The following is a 1648-nucleotide window of genomic DNA, read 5'->3' as shown; positions in this document are numbered from 1 at the left end:
GGGCGACGTCGCCCGTCACCGTCATCGTGCCCGGCGAAGCGCCGGGGCTGCGCGTGCCGGCCACGGTGATGTCGCCGGTCACCGCCCCGGCCGAACCGAAGGTCGCGCCCTGGGCCACGTTGACGGTCGACGCCGCCAGACGCGAACCGGCCAGGCCGATCAGGCGACCGTTGCGGACCTCGATCGTGTCGAAGCCGTAATTGCCCGAAACGCTGACCACGCCCGACTGCAGGCTGAGGGTCTCGAAGCCGTTGAACGGCGTGGCGCCCAGCGCGGTCGGGGCCRCGTCCGTGCCGCCCAGCGCCAGCTCGAGCCTGTCGGAGCCCGCGCCGCCCTCGGCCGAACCCGTGAAGGTTCCGCCGGTGGTCATGCGCAGGACGTCGTCGCCGGCGCCCAGGTCGAGCGCGCCGGAGAACGATCCGCTCACGGTCATGGTGTTGGCCGCGCCGTCCAGCTTCAGGTCGCCGGCGTTCAGGCTGGAGCCTGCCGCCAGGGTCAGGTCCTTGCTGTTGGTGACCAGGTGATCGAACTTGGCCGCGCCGCCCGTGAAGTTCAGCGCGCCCGTGCCGGTGACCTGCAGCGTCTCGAATTGCTGGAACTGGTCGCCGCGCAGCGACAGGTCGGACAGAAGGTCGATGGCGACCTTGTCGTTCCCCGCGCCGCCCAGGACCGTGCCGACCAGCTGGCCGCCGGCCGCCAGGGCGAACAGGTCGTCGCCGGCGCCGAGGTCGACCGTGCCCGCCAGCACGCCGGTCGACAGGATCGACAGGGTCTGGCCGGCGTCGCCGCTGAACGTCGTGGTGTCGCCGGTCGCGCCGAGGACGCCGGAGACGGTCATCTGGCCGCCGTCCAGGACGACCGTCTCGAAGCCGCTCAGCGAGCCGGCGACGGTCACGGGCGTGGCGTTCGTGAAGTGAACCGTGTCGGCGCCCGCGCCGCCGGCATAGGCCCCGGCCAGTTGGCCGGCGGCCTGGGTCAGGCTGTCGTCGCCGCCCCCCAGGGCGACCTGGGCGACATCGGCGTCCAGGTTCACCACCTCGGCCGCGTCGCCGCCCGAGATCCGGCCGATCGCATGGCCGGCGGAGGTGACCGACAGGTTGGTCCCCGCCAGGCTGATCGCGCTCCAGTCCTGGTCCAGCGCCAGCGTCAGGGTTCCCGAGCCCGTCACGCCCAGGTTCTCGAAGCCGGTGCGCGCATGCAGACCGAAGCGGGCGCCGGCCAGTTCGGCGATATAGGTGTCGGTCCCCGTGCCGCCGTCGAGGGCGCCGACGAGCGTCGCGCCGGTGCTCTCGGTGTAGATGTCGTCGCCGGCGCCCAGGATCACCGCGCCGCCGATGGAGCCGTGGTTGGTGACCGTGTCGACGCCGCCGCCCAGCGAGACGCCGCCCGCGATCGAACCGGCGATGGTGATCGTTTCCGACAGCGCGCCGCCGGAGAAGGTCACGCCGCCAGGCGTCGAGACGCTGGTCCCTGCCGCCACGACCGCGCCGCCGCCGTCGATGCGGATCGGGCCGCCCAGGAAACTGCCGGAATAGGTCAGGCTGCCGCCGCCGATCTGGCTGAAGATCTCGAAGTTGACGAACTGGCTGGACGAGACGCTGCCGCCGTTCGTCGAGTCGAGCGTCAGGGTGTCGAGGCCGTAGCCGCC

General features: G+C 72.4%; 1 protein-coding gene. It reads right to left on the bottom strand.

What is annotated here, in order from left to right:
- The coding region (locus AC1DZ6_RS24800; RefSeq protein WP_477099756.1) for a beta strand repeat-containing protein at positions 1-1648 on the bottom strand (1648 nt) is incomplete at both ends.

The organism is Caulobacter sp. P1_B12_2, assembly GCF_056406675.1.
The sequence above is the reverse complement of the archived record's forward strand: the minus strand, read 5'-3'. Positions and strand labels throughout refer to the sequence as shown.